The sequence below is a fragment of the Ruegeria sediminis genome, assembly GCF_005938215.1.
GTDB lineage: Bacteria > Pseudomonadota > Alphaproteobacteria > Rhodobacterales > Rhodobacteraceae > Ruegeria > Ruegeria sediminis.
This window is the reverse complement of sequence record NZ_VCPD01000007.1, coordinates 13392-39631: the sequence shown is the minus strand read 5'-3', so window position 1 is coordinate 39631 and position 26240 is coordinate 13392. Positions and strand designations below refer to the sequence as shown.

The following is a 26240-nucleotide window of genomic DNA, read 5'->3' as shown; positions in this document are numbered from 1 at the left end:
GCGGACAGAGGAGTACGGAGATGCTGGAGATTTCGCCGAGAACGGTGGCGCAGGTGGCCCTGATGGGGCGCGAGCTGGGCCGCGCCGAAGGCGAGCTGCGCGCCTTCATCGACAGGATGAGCGAGGACGAGCAGGCCGAGCTGGTGGCAATCATGTGGATCGGGCGCGAAAGCTTCTTTCCCGAAGATCTGGCCGAGGCCATCGCGACCGCAAAAACCGAAGCCACGACCCCCTGCGCCGATTACCTGATCGGCACCCCGCACCTGTCCGACCACCTGGAAAACGGGCTGGATGCACTGGGCATCTCGGCCGAGGATGTCGAGAACGACCTGATGTAACGCCGGGCGGCCGATCGGCGGGCGAGGGGCCAGCCCCTCGCGCTCCCCGGAGTATTTCCGAAAAGATGAAGTCGCGGGCGCAGCCGGCCGACCGCGCCCGTGCTGTCTCAGGCGGTGTGGTCGACGACCTGCAGGTGCTGGGCCAGCTTGTCGATTTCGCCCATCCACTTCTGGACCAGTTTCGGATCGCTGGGCGCCGCGTGAACGCCGGCCGGGATCGCCCGGTTCAGCACCGCCTCGACCGCCAGCGAGACCGGGATCGAGACAAGCCGCGCCATCGCCGTGCCGCGTTCGTCGCCCCAGGCGTCCATCACGTAGGTCTTGTGCCAGACTTCGCGGCCGTCCTTCTCGGCCTTCAGTCCGACGCAGAGCACCACCCTGTCGGGCTCGCCCTCGTCATAGGCGTTCTCGGCCCAGAACGTGTCCGACATGTCCTTCAGCCGCGCGTCGCCCTGCGGGCCGGACAGGGTTTCGATCTCCTTGAACACGCCGGCCCAAGCCTCGGACCAGCCGTTCAGGCGCAGCGTGCCGCGGACGAATTCCTTGACCGGCCAGTGCTCCTCGAACTCGTACTGCCGCATGAAGGGGAGAGAGTCGCGGTTCGGATAGACCTCGAAGCTTTCGGGGTCGGGCAGCGGCGCGACATAGCTCGAGATCGCGTCCCAGGGCCGGGCCACGTCCAGCGGCGCGTAGTTGCGGATCGACCGCGACGGCGACCGCAACGCCTTGAGCACGCCCAGCGGCGACCAGCTGAACTTGTAACGGAATGCGTTGGGGTGCTTGGGAATGCCGCCGCAATAGGAAATGAAGCTCAGGTGGTTTTGCGGGTCGAAGGCGGCGGAGGCGCGGTAGTCGTCCACCAGCGCATGGGCCATCAGGTGGTCGATGCCGGGGTCGAGGCCAACCTCGTTGACCAGCGCCACGCCCGCCTCGCGCGCCTTGTCGTCCAGTGCCCGCATCTCGGGCGCGATGTAGGAGGACGAGACGAAATTCGCGCCCTTTTCGATCGCCAGTTCGGCCAGCGGCACGTGCCAGTCGCCCGGCAGCATCGAGACGATGACGTCGCCCTTTTTCAGAACCTCGCCCAAAGCGCCGATGTCGAAGGCGCGGATGTCGTCGGTCAGGTCGCCGACCTCGGCCCTTGCCTTGTCGACGGTCCGGTTCCAGACGGTCACGTCGTGCCTGGCCTCGATCAGCCGCCGCAATCCGGGAATGGCCGACAGGCCGGTGCCGCACCAGTGGATGGTCATCTGTCAGATCCTTTCGATATGAGTGTCGAACGTGGCCTTGGCCCGGCCCCAGACGCCGGTTTCGATGTCGGTCAGCGTCAGCAGCGAGGGCAGCAGCTGCGCCGAATAATCCTCCGAGCTTTCCACAGGCAGCATCGAAGGCAGGTTGTCGATGGCCATGACGTCCAGCACCGGGTCGGCGGCGACGCGCAGGGCGGGCTCGGCCCAGGTGGTGGCCCGGTCATAGACCGGAACCGGGTTGTAGTCGCTGTCCGGGTCGCAGGCCACGTCGCCGATGGCGGTCAACCGGCGCGGCGCGGTCAGCGCCTCGCGCGGGACAAAGACCGGAGTGCCGGGGCGGGCGAAGATGCAGTTCAGGAACAGGTCGTGCTGAAGGATCTCGGGGAAGGGGCCGCCATGCGCGGTTTCGTCCATGTCCCACTTGGTCACCGCGACCCCCATCGTCTCGCACAGATCGGCGGCGCCGGTGCCGACCCGGCCCAGTGCGCCGATCACGATGGCGCTGGGGCGCGGCGCGCCGGTCGCGTCGAGTTCCGCCTTCAGTTCGGCGATCAGCGCATCCTTGCCGGGATAGACCCCGACCGGGCCGCAGATCCCGCCGCGGCGCTGCGCCGCCCAGGTCTTGAGCGTCACCGCCGCGCCTGCGTAGCCCGCCCAGTAGCCGAAGGCGGCGACGCGGCGGCCGGTCTCGTCCACCAGGTATTCCAGGTCGTAAAGCGTGCCGCCGCCGGCCTTGAACCGCCTGAGCAGCGCCTTGCCGGAATGCTGGCCCTTGAAGGCGTGGCCGAACATGATGTGGCGATGGGGCAGGGGCGTGCCGTCCTCGGGCAGTTCCTTGAGGCCGAAGATGATGGCGTCAGCCGGTGCCTGGGGCCAGCCGTTCTCGGGCGCGATCTCGCAGCCCGCGTCCCTGTAGCCGTCGATCGGGATGGCGCGGGCGGCGCTTTCCTCGACCGTCACGCGGATACCCGCCGCGATCAGCCGGGCCGCGCCCGCGGGCGTCAGCCCCACCCGTTCCTCGTTGGGGCGCTGTTCCGCCCGGACCCAGAGATGTGTCATGGTTCGTCCTTGTTGTCAGAGCATTCCGGCGGCCTTGACCGCCCGGACCGAGGCGCGGCTCTCCATCGCCTCGCGGAAGGCCGTTATCCTGGGAAAGGCCGAGACATCGACCTCGTCCCCCTCCAGCCAGGTGCAGATCACGTAGAGATAGGGATCGGCAAGGCAAAGCCGGTCGCCCAGCACGAACGGCCCGCGCAGCCCGCCCGTCTCGATGTACCGGCACGCGGCGGTCATGGTCTGCGGCACCTTGGCCGTCATGTCCTTCCAGCTGGCCTTCTTGTCCGCCCAGCGAGCGCCGCGCATCTTGTGGGCATGGTTCACGTGCATGGTCGAGGCCAGGTAATACATCACCTCGCGCATGCGCGCCGCCGGCACCGGATCCTCCGGCACCAGCCCGGCCTGCGGCGCCTTCGCCGCCACGTATTCCAGCAGCGCGCCGGTCTCGGTCAGGATGCCGCCCTCGACCGCCAGAGCCGGCACCCGGCCCTTGGGATTGATCTGCCTGTAGGCCGGCCCGGTCTGTTCGGCGCTGGCGAAATCGATGCGGACGGGTTCATAATCCAGCCCCGCCTCTTCCAGCGCGATTGCCACGGCGACCGAGATGGTGCGGGGCGCATAGTAAAGCTGCATGGTCAACCTCCGTCCGGGCTGGGCCGGTCACAAATGGGTCTGCGCGAATTGCCGGTCGGGCGCTTCGAGATGCGGGACGGCGTTGAACAGAACCGGGCTCAGGTGATCGCCGATCGGGTAGAGACGATGCATCGACGTGTTCATGATGGCAAGGGCGACCCGCGCCATCGCCGCGATGTCCAGCCCCAGCGCCTGCCGCACCACCATCGAGATCAGCGCGCCCGAGGTGACGACGATGGCGGGCCCGCCATCGGTGCCGATCTCGCGCAGCGCCTCCGAGACGCGCGCCTCGAAGGCGTCGAAGGTTTCGGGCGGGTTGTCGATCTCGCCCCGGGCCCAGGCGGTGAAGGTCATCGGCAGGTGCTGGACAAAGCCTTCGCGGTCCTGCGGAACGGCGATGCCGTGCTGTTCCTCGTACATCCGCGCCAGCGCGAAATACTCGATCTCGTTCAGCCGCGGATCCAGGATCGGGTCCTGCAGCCCCATGCTGGCGGCGGTTTCCACGTGGCGGGTCAGGGTTCCGCAATAGGCGCGGGGGTGATGCGCGCGGGTGTCCTGCAGATGCGCGCCCAGCCAGCGCGACTGCTGGTGGCCCAGATCGCTGAGGCGGTCATAGCTGATTTCGTCGCGCGCCTCGGTATTGGCCTGACCGTGGCGAACCAGTGTGATGTGGGACATGGCCTGCTCCTCTTGCGGGCATGTCTTAGGCGAGGTTTCCGGCAGGGGCCAGAGGGGTTTCGCCCCATTGGCGCGAAAACCGCCGCGCCCGGCTTGCGGCGGCCGGGGCTGGCGGTATGGTCGACCGGCAAATGCAGGCGACATCGAAAGGACTGGCCATGGCGGTGAATGCGGAACGGTTCCTGAAGGATCTGCACGATTTGCGCGGTTTCGGCGCGTCGGGCGTCGGCAAGGGCGTGGTGCGGCCCGCCTATTCCGAGGCCGATGTCGCGGCCCGGCGCTGGCTCGCGTCCCGGATGGAGGACGCCGGTCTGCAGGTCCGCTTCGATCCGGTCGGCAACCTGTTCGGCCTGGCCGAAGGACCATCGCTGCTGATGGGTTCGCATTCCGACAGCCAGCCCGAGGGTGGCTGGCTCGACGGCGCGCTGGGCGTCATCGCGGCGCTGGAAGTGGCCCGCTCGGCCGGCCGGCCGGTCTCGGTCGTGAGTTTCCAGGACGAAGAGGGCCGGTTCGGCGTGACCACTGGATCGGCGATCTGGTCCGGCCACCTGCCGCTGGCCGAGGCGGACACGCTGACCGACCATGCGGGCGTGTCCTTCGGCGCGGCGCGGGCCGCGATGGCCGGTCTGGCCGGCGATTTCGTCGATCCTGCCCGCTTCACCGGCTTTGTCGAAATGCATATCGAGCAGGGGCCGACGCTCGACACCGAGGGCGAGCAGATCGGCGTGGTCAGCGACATCGTCGGCATCCGCGACATGAAAATCAGCTTCAGGGGCCAGCAGAACCATGCCGGCACCACGCCGATGCACCTGCGCCGCGACGCCTTCCAGGCCTTGTCGCTGTTCAACGCCCGCATCAACGACCGTTTCCGCAATTTGGTCACTTCGCGCACGGTCTGGACCATCGGGCATGTGGCACTGCATCCCAACGCCTCGTCCATCGTGCCGGGGCGGGCGCAATTCTCGATGCAATGGCGCGACGGGGATGCCGGGCGGCTGGCGCGCATGGAAGAGATCATCCGCGACACCGCCCATGAGGTCGCCCGTGAAACCGGCATGGAGCTGGAGTTCGGCCCGCTTCTGGGGCTGGAGCCGGTGGCGATGGACGCCCGGCTGAAGGCGGCGCTGGAAACCGGCGCGCGGGACGTAGCGCCGGGCAAATGGCGCACCATGCCCTCGGGCGCGCTGCACGATGCGACCAACGTGGCGCGGCTGATGCCGGTCGCCATGCTGTTCGTGCCCTCGATCGGCGGCATCAGCCACGATTTCGCCGAAGACACCGACGAGGCCGACCTGGTCGCCGGCCTGCGCGTCCTCGAGCGGGCCGTGGAGGCGTTGGCGTAGCCGTCCGCCCGTCAGGCCGTTTTCGGCCGGGCGACGGCCAGAACCGCCGCCAGAACCGGCAACCCAAGAAACGCGCCGAAGGCGAAGGGGATGGTGCGCTGTTTCGCCAGCGTAAGCGCGTTCGAGACCGAAACCAGCCGTTCCGAGAAATCCGGGAACTGCCAGTTCATCGCGATGAGGCAGATGTTTTCGGCCAGATCCAGCAGTCCGAACGCCACCGGACCCGCCGCAAGGACGGCGACCAGCCAGCCGCGGCGGAAGGTTTTCCGCGCCAGAAGCAAACCCGACACCGCGATCATCAGCGGCCACACCGTGTCGAACAGCGTCGAGCGCATGTAAAAGCCGCGCCCCAGCACGCCGAGGCCCTCGTAGAAGGCCAACGCCTCGGGGTGATCGTAGCCGTCGAAGCGCAGATCAAGATAGATGTCCGGGGCCAGGACCTCCTTCAACGGCTGGACATAGGCCAGGTAAAGGCCGAACAGGACGAGCGTCGCCGCCCAGAAGGCCAGAACGAAGCGCCAGCTCGGATCGAACGTCATGCGGGCAATCATGCAAGCGTCCTCCGCAGCAGGGACAAAAGCCACAGGGCCAGCCCCGCCAGAAACGGGATCACGGCAACGACCAGCAGCCCGTTCTTCAGCAGGCTGAGGGCCGAGCCCATGTGAACCAGGCCCTCCGGCACGTCCGGAAATGCGCGCGCCATCAGGAAAAGCGCCGCATTCTCAAGATAATCCCCCAGCGCGGCAAGCAGCGGCACAAGCGCCAGCCAGCGTGGCCCCCGGTCCTTCCACAAGAGACAGGTCAGGCAGGCGACGATCAGCGCATAGAGCGCCGGGTTGAAGATATCCAGAAACAGGATGCGCCGATAAAGCGCCATGCCTTCGGGACCGTAGCTGCCCAGAACCTCGTTCACCCGCTCGGGCGAATAGCCGCGGTCGAAATCGAGAATGCCGTAGCCGCCGGTGACCTCCTGCAACTGGCCGAGCGTCACGAGAATCGTGCCGAAGACGATGGCGTACAAGGCGAGAAGGATCAGCATACCCCTCCAGTTGGCCAGGGATTCGATCAGGGAAATCAGGCGTTGCATGGCCGTCACCTCCTAAAAATGACAGTTGTGTCAGTTAAAAATAACAGATATGTCAGAAAAAACGGCAAGGCAAGGAAAACTTCGTGGCGAAACCAGTGGAAAACCTGACGCCAAAGGCGCGCCGCACGCGGTCCGACCTGCTGAACGCGGCGCGGGAGGTCATCGGTCACAAGGGCGTCGGCGGCGTCACCGTCATGGATGTGTGCGACGTGGCCGGGGTAGGGCGGACGTCGTTCTACAATTATTTCGACGGCACGGACGATCTCGTCGCCGCGGTCGCGGCCGAGGTTGCGCTGGACATCAAGACCAGGTTCGACACGCTGCACGCCGGAGAACCGCGCGGCCTCGCCCGGCTCGAACGCTGCCTGAACATGCTGCTGGATTTCGCCGCCGAAGACCCCAAAACCACCTTGCTGCTGACCTCTCTGGCGGCAAGCGATCGGCCGATCCGCGATCTGCTGCATCACGAGATCCAGAGCGAACTCCGGGGCGCCGGATTGGCGCAGGACGCCCCCGCCGCCGGATTCCTGACCACCGCGCTATTGGCCCTGTGCCGCGACCTGGCCCAGAACCGGGTCGAAAGGGACGCCATCCGCGCCTACGTGTCGATGCTGATGGCGACCTGCGCGCCCATGCGGCGCAGCTGAACCGGCGCCGTCAAGGCTCAGCGCCAGCTGACATCGCCCAGAAAGATGTAGCCCGCCCCGTAGATGGTCTTGATCAGCCGCGGGTTCTTTGGGTCCTCGCCCAGCTTGGTGCGCAGCCGCGAGATGCGCACGTCCATCGCGCGGTCAAAGCTCTCGCCGGCGCCGCCGCCCAGGATCTCCTGCATCTGGGCGCGGCTGATCAGGCGTTTGGGACTTTCCAGGAACAGCCGCAGCACCTCGCCCTCGGCGTGGCTGAAGGGGGTTTCGGACCCGCTTTCGTCTTCCAGGATGTAGCGGTCGAAATGCGCCGTCCAGCCGTTGAAATAAGCGGTGTCGCCGCCCTGCGCCACGGCGCGCGGCGCGCGCAGCCGGGCACGCACACGGGCCACCACCTCGGCCGGGTCGAAGGGTTTGGTGATGTAGTCGTCCGCCCCCAGTTCCAGCCCGGTCACCCGGTCCTGCACCTGCGCGCGGCCCGAGATGATGATGACCGCCGCGCCCTGCTCCAGCGCCAGCCGATGCACCAGCGCCAGCCCGTCCGTGTCCGGCAGCGACAGGTCCACCAGGCACACGTCGGGCGTCACGCGCTTGAGCGAGGCTTCGAATTCCCGCGCCCGGGCGAAGCACTGGGTGCGGAACCCGGCATCCTCCAGCGCGTCGGTCAGGATCTGCCGGATTTCCGGCTCGTCGTCGAGAATGGTCACCAGCGGTTGGGTCATCAGGCGGCCTCGATCCGGATCAGCGCGGAAAGCTGTGCGCGGGAAAAGGGTTTGCGCAGAACCGGCCCCTGCGCAAGGGCCTCTCGGTGCAGCGGGTCCGACAGCGGCAGCGAGGTCATCAGGATGCAGGGCAGATCGGGCCGCAGCCGCCGGATCAGGTCCAGCCCGGTGCCCGACCCTTCAAGCCTTATGTCCGACAGGACCACCGAGACGTCCTCGATGGCGGCGGCCAGCGCGCAGGCCTCGTCGACCGAGGCCGCCTCGACCACCGACAGGCCCAGATCGACCAGCATGTCGCGGAACTGGCTGCGCAGCTCGTCATTGTCCTCGACCAGCAGCGCCAGCCCGTCCCGCGCCCTGGGCGCCGGGCGGTAGGGCAGGCGCAGCACCACCGACGCGCCCGATGCGGTGTTGCGCAGCTGCAGGTCGCCGCCCGCCAGCTTGACCATGTCATAGACCATCGGCAGGCCCAGCCCCGACCCCTCGCTGCCCTTGGTGGTGAAGAAGGGGTTCAGCGCCTTGTCCAGCGCCTCGGGCGAAAAGCCTGGGCCGGTGTCGGTGACGGTGATCTCGACCCAGATCGTGCCGATCGCATGGGCGCTGATGGTGATCTGCCCGGTCGTGCCGCAGGCGTCGCGGGCGTTCAGCACCAAGTTCAGCAGCGCGTCCTGCAACATGCCCGGATCCAGCATCAGCGCCTCGTCCGGCAGCGTGTTGACCACCGAAAGCCCCATCCCGCGCGGCAGCGAGGGCGAGGCGAGGATCTTCATGTCCTCCAGCAGGCTGCGCATGTCGGTCGCCTGCGGGTGCAGCGTCCGGTTGCCGGTCATGTCGGCGATGCGGTTCAGCAGCTGCCCGCCCCGGCGCGCGGTCTGCTGCGTGGCCGCGACCAGTTCGGCGGCCTCCTCCGGCAGCTCCATCCTTTCCAGCTTGCCCTGCATCCCCAGGATGATGGTCAGCAGGTTCGAGAAATCATGCGCCAGCCCGCTGGTCATCTGCGCCGCCATCGCGCGCCGCCGGGATTGCTGCAGCGCGACGCGGGCCTGGGTCTCCTCGGTGACGTCCATCGACAGGATGTAGACCCCGCCGCCCTGGTCCGGCGTGAACGACACCCGGATGCGGCGCTGATCGTGGTCTTCGGTGAACTCGAACACCGATGTGCGCCCGCCATAGGCCCGTTGCAGGTGCGGCGCGACGCGGGCGAACGCCGAGGGGCCCAGCGCCTCCGAGATGTGCAGCCCCAGGATCTCCGACGGCCGTCCCGGCATCACCGAACTCAGCCGCCGGTTGGAATAGGTGTAATGCCCGTCCGCATCCACATGCGCGATATGCGCCGGCATCATCTCGGTGGTCATGCGGGTGCGCGATTCGATCTCGGTCAGCTGCCGCTTGGCCTCTTCCAGCGCCGAGATGGTGGCGGCCAGTTCCCGGTTGGTTGCCGAAAGCTCCTCGGCATGGGTCAAAAGCTGGTCCGACAACTCTTCCGAGCGGGCGCGTAACAACTCCTCGACCCGCTTCGTGCGGGTGATGTCGGTATAGACCGCGACCCACCCCCCTTGCGGCAGCGGCGAGCCTTCGACCGAGATCACCTGCCCGTTGGGCCGCACCCGTTCGATGTAATGCGGCTCGAAGGCCAGCGCCTGGTCGACCCTGCTCCGGATGATCTCGTCGATATCGGATTCGGGCGCGTATTCGCCATGCTCGGCCAGATGCCGGATCGTTTCCGCGAAAGACGCCCCGGGCTGCACCAGTTCTTCGGGAAGATCGAACATCTCCTGGAACCTGTGATTGCTGAGGACCAGCTGCAGCTTGCTGTCATAGATCGACAGCGCCTGCCCGATCAGGTTCAGGCCGGCAGTGGTCAATGCCTTGATGCGCTGTTCAGAAATGTCCAAGTCCAGTCTCCCGGAACTCATGCCTAGCACCGGAATCGGACCGGGGGTAGGGGCGTTTCGACCGCCGCCCGGCGGCCCGTCGCGATGCGTGACAGGATCGCATGGATTTTCCCGCTCGCTGTTACAATTCGTAACATTTGGGAAAACATCAGGAAAAAGTTGACGCCCAACCTCAGCCTCGTTCCTAATTGGGACGGAATCGCAGCAGCGATCGTTTCCGGGCTCAGCAAGGGTCCGGGATGGGGAGGAGATAGACATTGGCTCAGACGCAGTCGGGCGCCCAGGGTTTGCAGTCCCTGCCGGCGCTGCTTCATCGCAACGCGACGCAGTTCGGGAACGCCCCGGCCTACCGGGAAAAGGAATTCGGCATCTGGCAATGCTGGAGCTGGTCCGAGGCCGCGGCCGAGATCCGCGCGATCGCCTTGGGCTTTCTGGAACTGGGCGTAGACAAGGGCGACCACATCGCGGTGATCGGGCGCAACCGTCCGGCGCATTACTGGTCGATGGTGGCCGCGCAGATGGTGGGCGCGGTGCCGGTGCCGCTCTACCAGGATTCGGTCGCCGAAGAGATGGCCTATGTGCTCGAGCATTGCGGCGCGAAATACGTGGTCTGCGGCGACCAGGAGCAGGTCGACAAGGTGATCGAGATCCAGGAGAACCTGCATCAGGTCAAGCACATCCTCTACACCGACAAGCGCGGGATGCGGAAATACGACCACTCGCAGATGAACGCGCTGGCCGACATCATGGCCGAAGGCCGCGCCGGCCACCAGCGTTTCGACGAGGAGCTGGACCGCCGCATCGCCGCCATCACCTATGACGACACCTGCGTGATGCTCTACACCTCGGGCACCACCGGCAAGCCCAAGGGCGTGGTGCTGTCGAACCGCAACGTGATCGAAAGCGCCAAGAACTCGGCCGAGTTCGACAAGCTGACCCGCGACGAGGACATCCTGTCCTACCTGCCGATGGCCTGGGTCGGCGACTTCATTTTCTCGATCGGACAGGCCTACTGGTGCGGCTTCTGCGTGAACTGCCCCGAAAGCGCCGACACGATGATGACCGACCTGCGCGAGATCGGCCCGACCTATTTCTTCGCGCCGCCGCGGGTGTTCGAATCGCAGCTGACCAACGTGATGATCCGCATGGAGGATGCGGGCAAGCTGAAGCAGCGGATGTTCCACCACTTCATGGCCCACGCCAAGAGGGTCGGCGGCCGCATCCTCGACGGCAAGCCGGTAGGCGCCTGGGACCGTCTGAAATACGCGGTCGGCAACATCCTGGTCTACGGCCCGCTCAAGGACACGCTGGGCTACAGCCGCTTCCGCGTCGGCTACACCGCCGGCGAGGCGATCGGGCCCGAGATCTTCGATTTCTACCGCTCGCTGGGCATCAACCTGAAACAGCTCTACGGCCAGACCGAAGCGACCGTGTTCATCACCGTGCAGCCGGACGGCGAGGTGCGCGCCGATACCGTCGGCGTGCCGGCCCCGGATGTCGAGATCCGGATCGACGAGAACGGCGAGATCTTCTACCGCTCGCCCGGCGTCTTCGTCGAATACTTCAAGAACCCCGAATCCACCGCCTCGACCAAGGATGCCGAGGGCTGGGTCGCCACCGGCGACGCCGGCTTCATCGAAGAGGACAGCGGCCACCTGCGGATCATCGACCGCGCCAAGGACGTGGGCAAGATGGCCGACGGTTCGATGTTCGCACCCAAATATGTCGAGAACAAGCTCAAGTTCTACCCCGACATCCTCGAGGTGGTGCTGTTCGGCAATGGCAAGGACCACTGCGTCGCCTTCATCAACATCGACCTGAACGCGGTCGGCAACTGGGCCGAGCGCAACAACATCGCCTACGGCTCCTACCAGGAACTGGCGGGCCACCCCAAGGTTCTCGAGTCGATCCGCAGCCACGTGTCCGAGGTGAACAAGTCCGTGGCCGCAGACGAGATGCTGTCGGGCTGCCAGGTGCACCGCTTCGTCGTGCTGCACAAGGAACTGGATGCCGACGACGGCGAGATCACCCGCACCCGCAAGGTGCGCCGCAAGTTCGTCGAGGACAAGTACCACGACATCATCGCCGCGCTCTACGACGGGTCGGATACGGTCTCGACCGTCACCGAGGTGACCTACGAGGATGGCCGCAAGGGCTCGATCAAGGCGACGCTCAAGATCTGCGACGCCGAGGTGGTTCCCACGACCCAGCACAAGGTGGCGGCGGAATGAGCCCGACATACGGCATCTGCCGCAAGACATCCGCCCCGGCCAAACAGACAAGGGAGTAGCCGATGCTCGATGCATCCGAAGGATACGTCACCGAGGACGGCCGCAAGATCGGCGGCGTGGTGATGGAAATGAAGAACATCACCCTGCGCTTCGGCGGCGTGGTGGCGATCAAGGACATCTCGTTCGACATCCGCGAGGGCGAGATCCGCGCGATCATCGGCCCGAACGGCGCCGGCAAGTCCTCGATGCTGAACGTGATCTCGGGCTTCTACGTCCCGCAGGAGGGCGAGGTCTGGTTCCGCGGCGCCAAACGTCCGCAGATGCGCCCCTACGAGGTGGCGCGGCAGGGCATCGCCCGGACCTTCCAGAACATCGCCCTGTTCGAGGGGATGAGCGTTCTGGACAACGTGATGACCGGGCGTCTCAACTACATGAAGACCAACCTCCTCCAGCAGGCCATGTGGATGGGCAAGGCCGAGGCGGAAGAGACCGCGAACCGCGAAGTGGTGGAAAAGGTCATCGACTTCCTCGAAATCCAGCACATCCGCAAGACGCCGGTGGCGCGGCTGCCCTACGGCCTGAAGAAGCGGGTCGAACTGGCCCGCGCGCTGGCGGCCGAACCCAAGCTGCTGCTGCTGGACGAGCCGATGGCGGGCATGAACGTCGAAGAGAAAGAGGACATGTCCCGCTTCATCCTCGACGTGAACGACGAATTCGGCACCACCATCGCCCTGATCGAACACGACATGGGCGTGGTGATGGACCTGAGCGACCGGGTGGTCGTGATGGATTACGGCAAGAAGATCGGCGACGGCACCCCGGACGAGGTGCGCAACAACCAGGAAGTCATCGACGCCTATCTGGGCGTTGCGCATGACTGACCGCCTGACAGACATGAGGAGAGGCTGACATGCCTGATCAGTTGATTTTTGCGACCGAGGTCATCCTGAACGGCCTGATGGCCGGGGTGCTCTACGCGCTGGTGGCCCTGGGATTCGTCCTGATCTACAAGGCGTCCGGGATCTTCAACTACGCCCAGGGCGTCATGGCGCTGTTCGCGGCGATGACGTTGGTGGGGATCATGAACGGGCAGGTTCCGTTCGCCCACCTGATCAACGCCGTGTTCGGCGGCCACATCACCCATTTCGGATGGCACATCCCGGCCCTGCTGGCGATCCTGCTGACCATGGGCGTGATGGTGCTGCTGGCCTGGTGCGTGCAACGCTTCGTCATGCGCCACCTGGTGGGGCAGGAGCCGATCATCCTGTTCATGGCCACCATCGGTCTGGCCTATTTCCTCGAAGGCGTGGCCGACCTGATGTGGGGCTCCGAGATCAAGACGCTGGACGTGGGCCTGCCGCAGGGCATCAACCTGTGGATCGACGAGGCGACGTTCAACATCTTCGGCTACGGCTTCTTCATCGACAACCTCGACATCGTGGCGACGGTCATCGCGGCGCTGCTGGTGGCCGCGCTGGTGGCCTTCAGCCAGTACACCAAGCAGGGCCGCGCCATGCGCGCCGTGGCCGACGACCACCAGGCGGCGCTGAGCGTCGGCATCTCGCTGAACTTCATCTGGATCATGGTCTGGTCGGTCGCGGGCTTCGTGGCGCTGGTCGCCGGCATCATGTGGGGCACCAAGTCGGGCGTGCAGTTCTCGCTGTCGCTGATCGCGCTCAAGGCGCTGCCGGTGCTGATGCTGGGCGGCTTCACCTCGATCCCGGGCGCCATCGTCGGCGGACTGATCATCGGCGTGGGCGAGAAGCTCTTTGAATTCGCCATCGGCCCGTTGGTGGGCGGCGCGACCGAGAACTGGTTCGCCTACGTGCTGGCGCTGATCTTCCTGGTGTTCCGGCCGCAGGGCCTGTTCGGGGAGAAGATCATCGAAAGGGTGTGAGTGGCGCCTTCGCCAGGGGGCAACGATTTGAGAAGACAGGATGAAAAAGCTGATCGCCATCGTCAACGTCATTGCCTGGGCCGGGTTCTGGGCCTTCGGCTACCTCGCGCTGACCGCCGAGGGGTTGAGCGAACGGCAGCTTGTCATCGCGGCGCTTCTGGCCTTCGCCGGACTCGTGACCGGCATCGTGGCCTACATGAAACTCGTGCGTTCCGCCGAAGACAGCGGCTACGCGAAAACGTCGAAACAACTGGATGCCGCGACCCGCAACCGGGCGCAGGAAGAATGGGGAAAGTAAGCCATGTTCTATCGTGAAGCCGGGGACTTCAAAGTCTCCTACAGGGACGACAGCCAGACCTTTCCGATCAAGTTCGACCGGTACCGGTACTATGTCGTGCTGGCGGTGGCCTTCGGCGTCATCCCCTTCCTCATCAACGACTACTGGGCGAACGCGCTGCTGCTGCCCTTCCTGATCTACGCCATCGCCGCCATCGGGCTGAACATCCTGGTGGGCTATTGCGGGCAGGTGTCGCTGGGCACCGGCGGCTTCATGGCGGTGGGGGCCTATTCCTGCTACAAGCTGATGACGGCCTTTCCCGAAGTCAGCATGTTCATCCACGTGATCCTCGCCGGCGGCATCACCGCGCTGGTCGGCGTGCTGTTCGGCCTGCCGTCGCTGCGGATCAAGGGGTTCTACCTGGCGGTGGCGACGCTGGCGGCGCAGTTCTTCCTGGTGTGGCTGTTCAACCGGGTGCCGTGGTTCTACAACTACTCCGCTTCGGGCCAGATCAACGCGCCCGAGCGCGACGTGTTCGGCATTATCATCACCGGCCCCAACGCGCCGGCCTGGGCCACCTACCTGTTCTGCCTGGTTTTTCTGGCGCTTTCCGCGCTGATCGCCCGCAACCTGACCCGCGGCACGACCGGACGCACCTGGATGGCGATCCGCGACATGGACATCGCCGCCGAGATCATCGGGGTGAACCCGCTGAAGGCCAAGATGAGCGCCTTCGCCGTCAGCTCGTTCTTCATCGGCATCTCGGGCGCGCTGTTCTTCGCGCTCTATCTCGGCGCGGTCGAGGTGGGCGAGGCCTTCGGCATCCAGAAATCGTTCCTGGTGCTGTTCATGGTGATCATCGGCGGCCTGGGCTCGATCTTCGGTTCCTTCGCCGGGGCGGCCTTCCTGGTGCTGCTGCCGGTGGTGCTCAAGGTCGTCGGCGCCGACTGGCTGGGCTGGCCTACGGACATCGTGGCGCATCTGCAGCTGGTGATCGTGGGCGCGCTGATCATCCTGTTCCTGATCCTCGAACCGCACGGGCTGGCGCAGCTCTGGCGGGTGGCGAAGGAAAAGCTTCGGCTCTGGCCCTTCCCCTACTGATGGGGGCTGGCCCGACTTCAAAGGGGGCGATCAAGACAGCCCCATCACTACATCGGATCAATCAAGGGAGGACCAACCCGATGAAGAAGAAACTGGCAACCGTGGCGCTCGGCGCCCTGATGGCCGCAGGCCCGGCGATGGCGGATCTCGTGTTCCCGTCGCTGAGCTACCGGACCGGCCCCTACGCCGCAGGCGGCATCCCGTTCGCGGATGGTTATGCCGACTATTTCACGCTGCTCAACGAGCGTGACGGCGGCATCGGCGGGGTGATGGCCAAGGTGATCGAATGCGAAACCGGCTACAACACCGAAAAAGGCGTCGAATGCTACGAATCGACCAAGGGCGAAGGCGCGCTGATCTATCAACCGCTGTCGACCGGCATCACCTATCAGCTGATCCCCAAGACCACCGCTGACGACATTCCGATGCACACGATGGGCTATGGACGCACCTCGGCCAAGAACGGCAAGGTGTTCAGCCATACCTTCAACTATCCGGCGAACTACTGGGACGGCGCTTCGGGCGCGATCAACTACCTGCTGGACGAAAACGGCGGCGACCTGAGCGGCAAGAAGATCGCGCTGGTCTACCACAACTCCGCCTACGGCAAGGAGCCGATCCGGACGCTCGAGGAACTGTCCAAGAAGCACGGCTTCGAACTGGCAGCCCTGCCGGTCGATCACCCGGGCCAGGAGCAGAAGTCGCAGTGGCTGCAGATCCGCCGCGACAAGCCGGACTACGTGCTGATGTGGGGCTGGGGCGTGATGAACCAGGTCGCCATCCAGGAAGCCGCCAACATCCGCTTCCCGATGGAGAACTTCATCGGCATCTGGTGGTCCGGCGCCGAACATGACGTCATGCCCGCCGGCGATGCGGCGAACGGCTACAAGGCGCTGACCTTCCACAACGTCGGCACCGACTACCCGCTCTACGATGACCTGAAGACCCATGTCATCGACGCCGGCAAGGCCGCTGGCGCGGGCGACCAGGTGGGTACCGTGCTCTACAACCGTGGTCTCTACGCCGCCATGCTGGCAGCCGAGGCCGCCAAGAAGGCGCAGGAAATCCACGGCACCGCCGACATCAATGCCAGCCAGATGCGCGACGGCATGGAGGCGCTGGAAATGACCGAGGAGAAGATGACCGAACTCGGCCTGCCGAATTTCGGCCCGACCTTCTCGGTGACCTGCGAGAACCACGGCGGCGACGCCCTTGTCGGCGTGACCCAGTGGGACGCGGCCAACAAGGCCTGGACCCTGATCTCGGAGTTCAAGCCGACCGACGGCGAGGTGATCGGCGCGCTGATCGAAGAGGATTCCGCAGCCTATGCCGCGGAAAACAACATCGAACCGGCGTGCAACTAAGCTGACTGCGCCCCTGACGTGACGGGGCGCCGATCAAACCGGGGCGGCGGCAGCCCGCCGCCCCGAACCGGACAAGTCCCGGGCACCCGGGACAGGCATGAGGACAAGCGCTGATGCTGGATGCGGCAACAACCACCGATGTGCAGGCGGAAACCCTGCTCGAGGTCAACAACATCGAGGTGATCTACAATCACGTGATCCTCGTGCTCAAGGGCGTCAGCCTCACCGTTCCCAAGGGCGGCATCACCGCTCTGCTGGGCGGCAACGGCGCCGGCAAGACGACGACGCTCAAGGCGGTGTCCAACCTGCTCCATTCCGAGCGCGGCGAGGTCACCAAGGGCTCGATCAAGTACCGCGGCGAGGTCATCCACGAAAGCGACCCCGCCGATCTGGTGGAAAAGGGCGTGATCCAGGTGATGGAAGGACGCCACTGTTTCGAACACCTGACCGTCGAGGAAAACCTGCTGACCGGCGCCTATACCCGCAAGGACGGCAGCGCCAAGATCCAGCAGGATCTCGATCTGGTCTACAGCTATTTCCCCCGCCTCAAGGAACGCCGCCGCAGCCAGGCCGGCTATACCTCGGGCGGCGAACAGCAGATGGTCGCGATGGGACGCGCGCTGATGAGCCGCCCCGAGACGATCCTGCTGGACGAGCCTTCGATGGGCCTCGCGCCGCAGCTGGTCGAAGAGATCTTCACCATCGTCAAGGACCTGAACGAGAAGGAGGGCGTGTCCTTCCTGCTGGCCGAACAGAACACCAACGTGGCGCTGCGTTTCGCCCATTACGGCTACATCCTGGAATCGGGCCGCGTGGTGATGGACGGCCCCGCCGCCGAACTGCGCGAGAACCCGGACGTGAAGGAGTTCTATCTCGGGGTGTCGGACGAAGGCCGCAAGAGCTTCCGCGACGTGCGTTCCTACCGCCGCCGCAAGAGGTGGCTGTGAGGGCTCAGACGTGTTCGGCTTCCGCTTTCATCTCCGCGATCCGGGCCAGCGCCTCCTGGCGCGAGTTGCGGATGTTGGGGCGGAACCCCTGCGTCTCGGCGCGCATGCGGATGTCGGCCTCGGTCTCGGACCCGGCCGCGTAGCGCACCGAACCCAGCGAAGCCGCCTCGTTCAGCCGCTTGCCGCGCTGGGCGTATTGCACCCAGGCCGCCGGCAGGATCTCGCAGCCGTTGAGGTTGACCAGGAAATACCATCTCCGCCCGGTCTCGCGGATGCGCTCTTCGATGTAGTCGTAAAATTCGTTCACGTCGCGCGAGTGATGAAAGACAAAATGAGAGAAGTCCACGTTCATGATCCCGGCCTCGCGGTCAAAGCTGAGGCGCCGCACGAAATCGGCAAGAACGTAGTTCGGATCGTGCTGGATGCGCTTGCGACGCTTGCTGGGCAGCTGGGCGATTCGCTCCAGCGCCTCGTCGCGGCTCGTGAACAGGTTCGGATCGAAGAATTCGGTGTTGGCCGCGCGCTCGATCTGCGCCCGCGTTTCCTCCGAGGCGTCGTAGCGGACCGAGCCCATGGAATGCGACAGGTTCAGCGCCTTGCCCCGGCGGGAATAGGCCAGCCAGGCCTCGGGCTCGATGCGGGTGCCGTAGAGGTTCACCAGAAAAAACCAAAGCTCCTCACCGGTTTGCGCGATGCGCTCTTCCAGCCGGTCGTAGAACAGGTTGACCGTTTCCGAGTCGTCGAAGTGAAAGCCGGAAAAGTCCGCTTCCATGGTCTGAATGTCTTGGTGAAACGTGATCCTGCGATCCAGTTCGGCGGTTTCGACATCGGGCAAGAATTCATCCTCTCTCATGACTTCAAGGGAAATCGGTATGCAAATGCATGCGGGGTTTTGCCCTTGCGTAAACCAAATCTCAATCAGGCAAGCTGTCGCGCCCTGCGCGGCGCATGGAGGACTTATCCATGACACAGCATTTCGATGCGCTCGAAACCCGGTCCGCGGACGAACGCGCCGCCGATATGGCCACGCAGCTGCCGCAGCAGATCGCCCGCGCCAAAGGCGCCGCCAGCTTCGCCGCGTTTCTCGACGGCGTTGACCCGCAGGCCGTCACCTCGACCGAGGCGCTTGCGGCCCTGCCGGTGCTGCGCAAGTCGGAACTGGGCCGCGCCCAGGCCGAAAACCCGCCCTTCGGCGGCTTCACGGTCAAGCCGGCGCACGGCTTTGCCCATATCTTCCAGTCGCCCGGGCCGATCTACGAGCCCGGCGGCGTCGATCACGACTGGTGGCGCATGGGCCGATTCCTGCACGCGACGGGGATCGGGCAGGGCGACATCGTGCAGAACTGCTTCGGCTATCACCTGACCCCGGCCGGCATGATCTTCGAGAACGGCGCGCGGGCCGTGGGCGCCGCCGTGCTGCCCGCGGGGACCGGCCAGACCGAGCTGCAGGTGACCGCCGCCCGCGACGTGGGCTGCACCGCCTATGCCGGGACGCCGGACTATCTCAAGGTGATCCTCGACAAGGCTGACGAGATGGGAGTCAGCCTCAGGTTCACCAAGGCGGCCGTGGGCGGCGGGGCGCTCTTCCCCTCGCTGCGGCAGGAATACGCCGACCGGGGCATCACCTGCCTGCAAAGCTACGCCACCGCCGATCTCGGCAACATCGCCTATGAAAGCCCCGCGATGGAGGGGATGATCGTCGACGAGCACGTCATCGTCGAGATCGTCACCCCGGGCACGGGCACGCCGGTGGCGCCGGGCGAGGTGGGCGAAGTCGTGGTGACCTCCCTCAACCCCGACTATCCGCTCATCCGCTTCGCCACCGGCGACCTGTCGGCGGTGATGCCCGGCCAGTCGCCCTGCGGCCGCACCAACATGCGGATCAGGGGCTGGATGGGCCGCGCCGACCAGACCACCAAGATCAAGGGCATGTTCGTGCGCCCCGAACAGGTGGCGGCGCTGGTGGAAAAACATGCCGAGATCGTCAAGGCCCGCGTCATCGCAACCCGGCAGGGCGAGATGGACGCGATGACCGTCCAGATCGAAAGCCCCAGCGGCGACAGCGCCGCCTATGCCAGGTCGGTGGTCGAGGTGCTGAAGCTGAAAGGCGCGGTCGAGGTGGTCGCGCCCGGCACCCTGCCCAAGGACGGGCTGGTGATCGAGGATCAGCGGGTCTACGACTGAGGTCCGGGCGCGCCTCCCGGTGCCCCTGCCGCCCGGTCACTCCGGCGCAAACACTTCGACGGGGCGGTCCACGCCCTTGATCTTCTGCCGCCCGCAACTCCGGTACCGCCGCCGCGACAGCTCCGCGACCGGCGCGGTGACCAGCACCGGTTCGTCCAGCGGGCGGCACAGGCCCTCGACGCGGCTGACCAGGTTGACCGATGGCCCGATCACGGTGAAATCCAGCCGCGTCTCGCCGCCGATATTGCCGTAGAACACCTCGCCCAGATGCAGCGCGACGCCCAGAGTCAGATCGGACGGCCAATCCGCGCCGCCCATGTCGCGCCGCAGCGCGTCCAGCGCCGCCTCCGCGCGGCGCACCGCGTCCGCGTCGTCCGCCTCGACCGGAAAGATGCCCAGAACCGCGTCGCCGATGAACTTCAGCACCTCGCCGCCGTTCCGCGCGATCGCGCCCGTCACCGTCTCGAAACAGCGGTTCAACAGGCCGATCACCTCGCCGGGCGGTTTCTCGGCGGCCAGCCGGGTGAACGCGCGGATGTCGCTCATCCAGATCACCGCCCGGATGGTGTCGCCGTCGCCGCGATGGATCTGCCCCTCCAGCACCCGCATCCCGGCCCGTTCGCCCACGAAGGTGTTCATCAGGATCGCCGCAAGCCCGCGCTGCACGTGATGCTCGACCGCCGCGGCGATGGCCGGAACCAGTCCCCGCACCAGGTCGAGCTCGCCCGTCGAGAACCCGTCGTGCGACCGGGTCTGGATGGTGAAAGCCTTGAAACTGCCATCCGCGAAAGGCAGGGCGAAGGCGACGTAGTGGGTAAACCCCTCCGCCCGCAATTCCGGCCCGACATCGAACCGCGTCACCTGCGCGCCGTCGTCAAGCCGCCAGTCCGTTCCCGTGCCCTCGGTGTAGATCGGATACATCGGGCTGTTGCGGATCTTCTCCAGCCCCGCTTCGTCCCAGACCAGTTCCCGCTGCGTCGCCCCGCTTTCGGGGTGCCAGATCGCGAAACAGGATCGCGCGATCGGATGCATCAGCGGCGCCCCCACCGTGGCGCGTTCCAGCCGCAGCCCGGCCTCCAGCAGGTTCCGGCACAGCCCGTCCAGCATCGCGGCGATGTCCCGGGCCGAGCGGCCCCGGGTCAGCAGCCAGGTGGTGATGTCGCCCAGATCGGGTCTTGTCGCCAATGATCCGCTCCCATACTGCCCGCAGGATACCGGAACGGCCGCGATTTCCGCGAAAATTCTTCGCATCCGCACTGGCGTTTCCGAGTAATTTGGTCGATTAATGGCGCAACGCAACACGAACCGCGCCGCAAGCCGGGACCATGGCCCAGATCGAATATTCAGAGCACGGATCGCGCCACAAAAGCGCGCGCGGAACCAGGGTGCTGGGCGGGGCGGCGTACCTGATCGCCGCCGCCTGCCTGCTGCCCATGGTCGCCGTGGTGCTGGCGGCCGTGACCGGCGGCACCGACACGATCTCGCACCTGCTGGACACGGTGCTGCCGCGCTATGCGATGACCACCGCGGTGCTGGTGCTGCTGGTGTCGATCGGCACCTTCGCCATCGGCGTCGGCGCGGCGTGGCTGGTGACCATGACCCGCTTTCCCGGCGTCCGGCTGCTGGAAATCGCCCTGGTCTTGCCGCTGGCCTTTCCCGCCTATGTTCTGGCCTATGCCTATACCTTCGTGCTGGATCATCCCGGCATCGTACAGACCACGCTCAGGCAGGTGACCGGCTGGGGGCCGCGCGACTACTGGTTCCCCGAGATCCGCTCGACCGAGGGCGCGGCCCTGATGCTGGTGCTGGTGCTCTATCCTTACGTCTACCTGCTGGCCCGCGCCGCCTTCCTGCAACAAAGCGCCACCGCCTTCCTGGCCGCCCGGGCGCTGGGCAGCAGCGCCTGGTCCGCCTTCTGGCGCGTCTCGTTGCCCATGGCCCGCCCCGCCATCGCCGGAGGCGTGCTGCTGGCGGTGATGGAGACCATCGCCGATTTCGGCACCGTCGCCTATTTCGGCGTGCAGACCTTCGCCACCGGCATCTACACCAGCTGGTTCTCGATGGCCGACCGCGCCGCGGCGGCGCAGCTGGCGCTGTGCCTGCTGGGCTTCGCGCTGGTCATGGCGGTGACCGAGCGCACCCAGCGCGGCAAGGCGAAATACTACCAGGCCGGCAAGCGCCACGCGGCCCTGCCCGCCGCCCAGCTCAAGGGCTGGCAATCGGCAGCGGCGCTGGTCCTGTGCGTGATCCCGGTGGTGTTCGGGTTTCTCCTGCCGGTGGTGATCCTGCTGCAGATGGGGCTGGACTCGGAACAGGACCTGCTGTCGCGCCGTTATGTCGGCTTCATCCGGAACTCGCTGATCCTGGCCGGAACCGCGGCGATGGTGACGGTCTGCGCGGCAATCTGCGTCGGCTTCTTCCAGCGCCTGAAACCCGGGCGCGGATCCGATGCGGCGGCCTATCTGGCGCGGCTGGGCTATGCGGTGCCCGGCGGGGTGATCGCGGTCGGGCTGATGGTGCCCTTCGCCCGGTTCGACAACGCGCTCGACGCCTGGATGCGCGAGACCTTCGACATCTCGACCGGCCTGCTGGTGACCGGATCAATCTGGCTGCTGATCGCGGCCTACATGGTGCGCTTCCTGGCCGCCGCGCTCAGCGCCTACGAAGGCGGGCAGAGCACGGTCCACGCCAACATGGACGCCGCCGCGCGGTCGCTGGGGCAGACCCCGCTCGGCACGCTGCGCCGGGTGCATCTGCCGATCCTGACCCCGTCGCTGCTGACCGCGCTGCTGATCGTCTTCGTGGACGTGATGAAGGAACTGCCGGCGACTCTCATCATGCGCCCCTTCAACTTCGACACGCTGGCGGTGCAGGCCTACCGGCTGGCCTCGGACGAGCGGCTCGAGGGCGCGGCGGTGCCGTCGCTGGTGATCCTCGCCGTGGGCCTGCTGCCGGTGATTCTGATCTGCCGCCAGGTCGGGCGCCACCGCTAGCGCCAGACCACCAGCACGGCGCCTGCCGCGACCATCGCCAGGCCGGCCAGATTGGCCGCCGAGAACTCGCGCACCGCCATGCCGAAGGCGCCGAACCTGTCATAGGCGTAGCCCGCCGCCAGTTGCCCGACGATCACGCAGACCATGTAGGACGCCACGCCCAACCGCGGCACCGCCAGGATCGAGGTCAGCACCACGTAGACGCCGATCAGCCCGCCGGCCCAGACCCAGAGCGGCACCGCCGCCATGTCGGCGCGACGCGGAAACGGGCCGCCCACCGCCGTCAGCAGGGCCAGCAGCGCGACGGCGCCGACGGCGAAGGCCAGCATCGCCGCCTGCACGGGACCGCCCAGCATCCCGGCCATACGCGTATAGATCGGCCCCTGCGCCGCGATCAGCGCGCCGCCCGCGATCACCGCAAGGATCAGCACCGGGATCATGCCAGCACCTTGTACATGTAGGTCGTCGGCTCGTAGCGGTCTTCGAACGGGTTGCGGCAGTATTGCGGGATTTCGCCGGCCACCTCGTAGCCGAGGCTTTCATAAAGTTGCCGCGACGGGTCGAAGCTGCGGGTGTCCAGCACCAGCAGCGTCCGGCGCAGATCCCGCGCCCGCGCCTCCAGCGCCTGCATCAGCGCGCGGCCCAACCCGCGCCGCCGCGCGTCGGGATGCACCAGCAGCTTGGCCACATCCGCCCGGTGCGGCTGGTTCGGCATCGCCGCCATCGCCAGTTGCACGGTGCCACGGATCCTGCCGCCGTCGTGCGCCGCGAACAGGTCGGTGCCGTTGGCCGCGACCGCGGGATAGACCCGGTCCCGCCAATAGGCGCGCGCCTCCGACGCGTCGTAGGGCAGGATGAACCCGACGCTGGCCCCCGCATGAACGCATCCATGCAGGATCCCGGTCAGATCCTCCAGCGCCCCGGCAAGCTCTGCCTGCTCCAACCGCGAGATCATATCAGCACCAGCAAGTAGCGCGCCCCGCGCTGCGGGCCGGTCTCGAACCGGTTCGGACCCGACAGGTGATAGCGCAGGGTGTCGCCCGCCCGCAACTCGTGCGGGGTGCCGTCCACCGTCAGCGTCAGCGCGCCATCCAGCATGACCAGATGATGCTCCTGCCCGGGCCTCGGCGGCGCGTCATAGGCGATCGCCGTGCCGGGCGGCAGGTGGCATTCAAGAACCTCGCCGCTCAGCCCCGGCGACGGCGGCGAGACCGACCGGCGGGTGTATCCCGTTTCCGGGTCGGTCCATTCGGTCTGCCGCTCGTAGGGCACCTTGGGCGCAAAGGTCTCTTCGACCATCATCAGCAGGCGCGACATCGGCAGGCCGAAGGCCGCGCACAGGCGGCCGAGGCTTTCCGCCGTCGGGCTGACCTCGCCCTTCTCCATCCGCGACAGCGTCGCCCGGCTGAGCCCGCTTTCCCCGGCCAGCTGGTCCAGCGACCATCCCCGGTCCAGCCGCAACTCCTTCAGGCGCCCGGCGAGGCGCCCCGACAGATCATCCAGCATCGTTCATATCCGGAACAGATTCCCAATTTCGGAAATGCTGCGCTGAAAGAGAAAGAATTTCAAATGAAAAAGGCGCAGGGAAAACCCCTGCGCCCGCAACTGCCTGAATTTCGGGCAGCTTATTTCCAGCCGACCTCGTTGAAGATCTTCTGCGCCTCGGGAATGTTCTTGGCGACCTCCGAAAGGTTCACCTCATCCGCCTTGAATTCGCCCAGTGCGGCGACGTTCTCGGCCACGGCGACGCCCGCGACCGCCGGGTATTCGTCATTGCCGTTCGAGAAATAGACCTGCGCCTGATCGCTCGCCAGGTATTCGAGGAACTTGATCGCGTTGTCCTTGTTCGGCGCATGTGCGGCCACGCCGGCGCCCGACAGGTTCATGTGCGCGCCCTCGGCGTCCTGCGACGGGAACTGGATGCCGATCGTGTCGATCGCGGCGCTCAGGCCGTCCACGTCCTTCCGCAGCGCGCGGGCGAAGTAGTAGGAGTTCGACACCGCGATCTCGCACTCGCCCGACACGATGCCGCGCAGCTGGTCGGTGTCGCCGCCCTGCGGTTCGCGCGCCATGTTGGCGACCACGCCCTCGGCCCATTCCTTGGCGGCCTCGGCGCCGTGGTTGGTGATGATCGCGGCCAGCAGCGTCTGGTTGTAGGTGTTGGTCGACGAGCGGACGCAGACCAGGCCCTTGTATTCCGGCTTGGCCAGATCCAGGTAGGTGGCGGGCGGATTGCTCACGTCGGCCTTGTCGTAAAAGAACATGCGCGCGCGCTGCGAGAAGCCGAACCACTGGTTGTCCGCATCCTGCAGGTTGGCCGGGATGCGCTCTTCCAGAAGCGCGCTGTCCACCGCCTGCAGCAGGCCCGCATCCTTGGCGCGCGCCAGGCGCGAGGTGTCCACGGTCAGCAGGATGTCGGCGGGCGAGTTCGCGCCTTCGGCCTCGAGCCGCGCGATCAGCTCGTCGGCCTTGCCTTCGATGCGGTTGATCTTGATGCCGGTGGCTTCTTCGAAATCGGTGTAGAGGCGTTCGTCGGTGTCGTAGTGGCGCGACGAATAGAGGTTCAGCTCGCCATCGGCGGCGGCAGAGGTGGCGACAAGGGCCGTCAGCGCGGCGGCGATGCAGGTGGAAGATTTCAGCATTGTGTGTCCCAACGTTTCTGTACTCACGGGATCTAACCCGACTGATTTGCTCAATTAAACAAATCCGCGCCGGACGCAAGCATTTCCGACAGAATTGCTCGGAAAATTTTGTCGCAGGGAGTGCCGCTTCAGTCAGCCACGCTGCGCCATAGCGAACTCGCCGACAGCGACGCCGCATGGGATTGACGCTGTGTTATTGGCCGGCAGCGATTTTCACCATGACGTGGGCGTAGGGCGTGTCTTTCCACATAACGTAGACCGGGTCATTCGGGTCGGTAGACAACCCGTCAAGCATGGCCTTGTTCGGCAGGATGATCATCAGGTGCGGACCTTCCTTGACCCAGTCCTCGCTAGCGTTGGGGTCCGTGGCATAGGGGTCGCTGTTGCTGACGCCGATTGCAGTCCCTTCACCCGCAAGCATGTAGGACACGCTGAAACTGTCGGGCGAGAAGTCTTCCTTGTTCATCAGCGCGCTGATCAGCGCGTCCCAGGTCGCGTCGTTACACATCGGGCCAATGGCTTCCTGCTGCGGATAGCAGGTATACCCGTTCGTCCCTTCGCGGAGCACTGTGCCGTCCGCGGCCTTGATGGTTGCTGCCGACGTTACCATCGGCGGGCCTGAACTTTCTGCGCTGGCGATCATCGCGGCGGTGTCGGCAACCAATGCGGACGCACCGACAAACAGGGTGAAACTTGCGCAGGAGAATAAGAGCTTGGTTTTCATGACAGCCTCCCAATCGAATCGTTCGGTAACGGAGCCGGTGCCACGCAATCCTGCTTGAATAGTTTTATGGTTAACAAAGTATTGGCTACGAAGTTTTTTCAGACAGGTTTGCCCGACTTCGATTCGAACATGAGCCGTAGGTGTAATTATACCATATTCGACACCGCTGCGGCTACATGATGGCAGTTCTGCCTCCCCCGGGAGGGGCCGCCGACCCGCCGACCCAAACGAAAA

At 65.9% G+C, this 26240-nt stretch carries 27 protein-coding genes; 12 read left to right on the top strand and 15 right to left on the bottom strand.

Features of this window, described 5'->3' with window-relative positions; genetic code table 11:
• Positions 1 to 20: 20 nt before the first annotated feature.
• Entirely contained in the window at positions 21 to 338 is a 318-nt protein-coding gene (locus FGK63_RS17120; protein WP_138844531.1) for a DUF3775 domain-containing protein, read from the top strand.
• A gap of 107 nt (positions 339 to 445) precedes the next feature.
• On the opposite strand, the gene FGK63_RS17115 is transcribed toward FGK63_RS17120, so the two are convergent.
• The 4 genes from FGK63_RS17115 to FGK63_RS17100 are packed head-to-tail and all read right to left on the bottom strand — an operon-like array spanning position 446 to position 3955.
• Positions 446 to 1588, bottom strand: coding sequence for a saccharopine dehydrogenase family protein (locus FGK63_RS17115; RefSeq protein ID WP_138844529.1), 1143 nt, complete (start codon positions 1586 to 1588; stop codon positions 446 to 448).
• 3 nt (positions 1589 to 1591) lie between these two features.
• Positions 1592 to 2647: a saccharopine dehydrogenase gene (locus FGK63_RS17110; protein ID WP_138844527.1), complete on the bottom strand. Its 1056-nt coding sequence runs from the start codon at positions 2645 to 2647 to the stop codon at positions 1592 to 1594.
• Positions 2648 to 2662: 15 nt separating this feature from the next.
• Positions 2663 to 3277, bottom strand: coding sequence for a glutathione S-transferase family protein (locus FGK63_RS17105; RefSeq protein WP_138844525.1), 615 nt, complete (start codon positions 3275 to 3277; stop codon positions 2663 to 2665).
• A 27-nt stretch (positions 3278 to 3304) separates the two neighbouring features.
• On the bottom strand, positions 3305 to 3955 hold the full coding sequence (locus FGK63_RS17100) for a histidine phosphatase family protein (protein ID WP_138844523.1): 651 nt from the start codon (positions 3953 to 3955) through the stop codon (positions 3305 to 3307).
• A gap of 158 nt (positions 3956 to 4113) precedes the next feature.
• Here FGK63_RS17100 and FGK63_RS17095 point away from each other — a divergent pair, with 158 nt between their 5' ends.
• Positions 4114 to 5298 carry a Zn-dependent hydrolase gene (locus FGK63_RS17095; protein WP_138844874.1) on the top strand — a complete coding sequence of 395 codons (1185 nt, stop codon included), beginning with the start codon at positions 4114 to 4116 and terminating at the stop codon, positions 5296 to 5298.
• Between the two features lie 11 nt (positions 5299 to 5309).
• On the opposite strand, the gene FGK63_RS17090 is transcribed toward FGK63_RS17095, so the two are convergent.
• Both FGK63_RS17090 and FGK63_RS17085 read right to left on the bottom strand, forming a co-directional pair.
• Positions 5310 to 5849 carry a hypothetical protein gene (locus tag FGK63_RS17090; RefSeq protein ID WP_138844521.1) on the bottom strand — a complete coding sequence of 180 codons (540 nt, stop codon included), beginning with the start codon at positions 5847 to 5849 and terminating at the stop codon, positions 5310 to 5312.
• Positions 5846 to 6385 carry a hypothetical protein gene (locus tag FGK63_RS17085; protein ID WP_138844518.1) on the bottom strand — a complete coding sequence of 180 codons (540 nt, stop codon included), beginning with the start codon at positions 6383 to 6385 and terminating at the stop codon, positions 5846 to 5848. The genes FGK63_RS17090 and FGK63_RS17085 overlap by 4 nt, the downstream gene beginning before the upstream one ends.
• An 83-nt stretch (positions 6386 to 6468) precedes the next feature.
• Between FGK63_RS17085 and FGK63_RS17080 the strand changes: the two genes are divergently transcribed.
• Positions 6469 to 7032 (top strand): TetR/AcrR family transcriptional regulator, encoded by a 564-nt coding sequence (locus FGK63_RS17080; RefSeq protein ID WP_171052693.1) that lies wholly within the window; start codon positions 6469 to 6471, stop codon positions 7030 to 7032.
• 17 nt (positions 7033 to 7049) lie between these two features.
• Here the strand turns inward: FGK63_RS17080 and FGK63_RS17075 are convergent, their stop codons facing one another.
• Both FGK63_RS17075 and FGK63_RS17070 read right to left on the bottom strand, forming a co-directional pair.
• Positions 7050 to 7751, bottom strand: a complete 702-nt coding sequence (locus FGK63_RS17075; RefSeq protein WP_138844514.1) for a response regulator transcription factor — start codon at positions 7749 to 7751, stop codon at positions 7050 to 7052.
• Entirely contained in the window at positions 7751 to 9667 is a 1917-nt protein-coding gene (locus tag FGK63_RS17070) for a PAS-domain containing protein (protein WP_425471862.1), read from the bottom strand. Before FGK63_RS17070 ends, FGK63_RS17075 begins: the two co-directional genes overlap by 1 nt.
• Before the next feature lie 236 nt (positions 9668 to 9903).
• On the opposite strand from FGK63_RS17070, the gene FGK63_RS17065 reads away from it, so the two are divergent.
• From FGK63_RS17065 to FGK63_RS17035, 7 genes are all read left to right on the top strand, one after another.
• Positions 9904 to 11877, top strand: coding sequence for an AMP-binding protein (locus FGK63_RS17065; RefSeq protein ID WP_138844510.1), 1974 nt, complete (start codon positions 9904 to 9906; stop codon positions 11875 to 11877).
• A 62-nt stretch (positions 11878 to 11939) separates the two neighbouring features.
• A complete protein-coding gene (locus FGK63_RS17060; protein ID WP_138844508.1) occupies positions 11940 to 12758 on the top strand; it encodes an ABC transporter ATP-binding protein in 819 nt (272 codons plus the stop codon).
• 29 nt (positions 12759 to 12787) lie between these two features.
• Complete coding sequence (locus FGK63_RS17055) at positions 12788 to 13774, top strand: branched-chain amino acid ABC transporter permease (protein WP_138844506.1); 987 nt, start codon at positions 12788 to 12790, stop codon at positions 13772 to 13774.
• A gap of 40 nt (positions 13775 to 13814) precedes the next feature.
• The gene (locus FGK63_RS17050) at positions 13815 to 14072 is read left to right on the top strand and encodes a hypothetical protein (RefSeq protein WP_138844504.1); all 258 of its coding nucleotides are present in this window, start codon (positions 13815 to 13817) and stop codon (positions 14070 to 14072) included.
• Positions 14073 to 14075: 3 nt separating this feature from the next.
• On the top strand, positions 14076 to 15152 hold the full coding sequence (locus tag FGK63_RS17045; protein ID WP_138844502.1) for a branched-chain amino acid ABC transporter permease: 1077 nt from the start codon (positions 14076 to 14078) through the stop codon (positions 15150 to 15152).
• An 80-nt stretch (positions 15153 to 15232) separates the two neighbouring features.
• A complete protein-coding gene (locus FGK63_RS17040; RefSeq protein WP_138844500.1) occupies positions 15233 to 16516 on the top strand; it encodes an ABC transporter substrate-binding protein in 1284 nt (427 codons plus the stop codon).
• A 113-nt stretch (positions 16517 to 16629) separates the two neighbouring features.
• On the top strand, positions 16630 to 17463 hold the full coding sequence (locus FGK63_RS17035; RefSeq protein WP_138844498.1) for an ABC transporter ATP-binding protein: 834 nt from the start codon (positions 16630 to 16632) through the stop codon (positions 17461 to 17463).
• A 4-nt stretch (positions 17464 to 17467) separates the two neighbouring features.
• Here FGK63_RS17035 and FGK63_RS17030 read toward each other — a convergent pair whose 3' ends face one another.
• Complete coding sequence (locus FGK63_RS17030; protein ID WP_138844496.1) at positions 17468 to 18298, bottom strand: hypothetical protein; 831 nt, start codon at positions 18296 to 18298, stop codon at positions 17468 to 17470.
• 128 nt (positions 18299 to 18426) lie between these two features.
• Between FGK63_RS17030 and FGK63_RS17025 the strand changes: the two genes are divergently transcribed.
• Positions 18427 to 19647, top strand: coding sequence for a phenylacetate--CoA ligase family protein (locus tag FGK63_RS17025; RefSeq protein ID WP_138844494.1), 1221 nt, complete (start codon positions 18427 to 18429; stop codon positions 19645 to 19647).
• 36 nt (positions 19648 to 19683) lie between these two features.
• Here the strand turns inward: FGK63_RS17025 and FGK63_RS17020 are convergent, their stop codons facing one another.
• On the bottom strand, positions 19684 to 20832 hold the full coding sequence (locus tag FGK63_RS17020; RefSeq protein WP_138844492.1) for an adenylate/guanylate cyclase domain-containing protein: 1149 nt from the start codon (positions 20830 to 20832) through the stop codon (positions 19684 to 19686).
• Between the two features lie 140 nt (positions 20833 to 20972).
• Between FGK63_RS17020 and FGK63_RS17015 the strand changes: the two genes are divergently transcribed.
• Positions 20973 to 22640 (top strand): ABC transporter permease, encoded by a 1668-nt coding sequence (locus FGK63_RS17015; protein ID WP_138844491.1) that lies wholly within the window; start codon positions 20973 to 20975, stop codon positions 22638 to 22640.
• On the opposite strand, the gene FGK63_RS17010 is transcribed toward FGK63_RS17015, so the two are convergent.
• From FGK63_RS17010 to FGK63_RS16990, 5 genes are all read right to left on the bottom strand, one after another.
• The gene (locus FGK63_RS17010) at positions 22637 to 23080 is read right to left on the bottom strand and encodes a DMT family transporter (protein ID WP_138844490.1); all 444 of its coding nucleotides are present in this window, start codon (positions 23078 to 23080) and stop codon (positions 22637 to 22639) included. The genes FGK63_RS17015 and FGK63_RS17010 overlap by 4 nt on opposite strands.
• Entirely contained in the window at positions 23077 to 23595 is a 519-nt protein-coding gene (locus FGK63_RS17005; RefSeq protein WP_138844488.1) for a GNAT family N-acetyltransferase, read from the bottom strand. Before FGK63_RS17005 ends, FGK63_RS17010 begins: the two co-directional genes overlap by 4 nt.
• The gene (locus tag FGK63_RS17000; protein ID WP_138844486.1) at positions 23592 to 24146 is read right to left on the bottom strand and encodes a helix-turn-helix domain-containing protein; all 555 of its coding nucleotides are present in this window, start codon (positions 24144 to 24146) and stop codon (positions 23592 to 23594) included. The genes FGK63_RS17005 and FGK63_RS17000 overlap by 4 nt, the downstream gene beginning before the upstream one ends.
• Positions 24147 to 24265: 119 nt before the next feature.
• Entirely contained in the window at positions 24266 to 25282 is a 1017-nt protein-coding gene (locus FGK63_RS16995) for a Fe(3+) ABC transporter substrate-binding protein (protein WP_138844484.1), read from the bottom strand.
• A gap of 193 nt (positions 25283 to 25475) precedes the next feature.
• On the bottom strand, positions 25476 to 26006 hold the full coding sequence (locus FGK63_RS16990; RefSeq protein ID WP_138844483.1) for a hypothetical protein: 531 nt from the start codon (positions 26004 to 26006) through the stop codon (positions 25476 to 25478).
• Between the last annotated feature and the right edge of the window lie 234 nt (positions 26007 to 26240).